This window comes from Streptomyces sp. WM4235 (assembly GCF_001279725.1).
Taxonomy (GTDB): Bacteria; Actinomycetota; Actinomycetes; order Streptomycetales; family Streptomycetaceae; genus Streptomyces.
The window spans coordinates 1-246 of sequence record NZ_LGDE01000408.1 but is presented as its reverse complement, the minus strand read 5'-3'; the positions used below and the strand labels follow the sequence as shown (position 1 = coordinate 246).

The following is a 246-nucleotide window of genomic DNA, read 5'->3' as shown; positions in this document are numbered from 1 at the left end:
GGGCGCCACAGAGCGGCGGCAGCGCCGCGAACACCCCTTCACACGCTCGGAGCACAGCCATGCAGCAGACCACCCGCGCCATCGGCGCCGGCAGCCCGGCCGCCCCCCTTGCCGGGCTGGTGATCCCGGGCCCCGCCCGACGGGTCCCCGCCAATGCCGACGGTTCATGGACCGTCGTACCCGTCGCCGGCCCCACCCTTCTCATCACCGGCCCGGACCAGGCCCACGCCTACATCGAGCGCGCCA

Annotated in this window: 1 protein-coding gene; it reads left to right on the top strand. The window is 75.2% G+C overall.

Annotated elements, in window-relative coordinates:
- Positions 1–59 precede the first annotated feature (59 nt).
- A partial coding sequence (locus tag ADK55_RS23905) for a hypothetical protein (RefSeq protein WP_159041536.1) occupies positions 60–246 on the top strand: 187 nt, incomplete at its 3' end.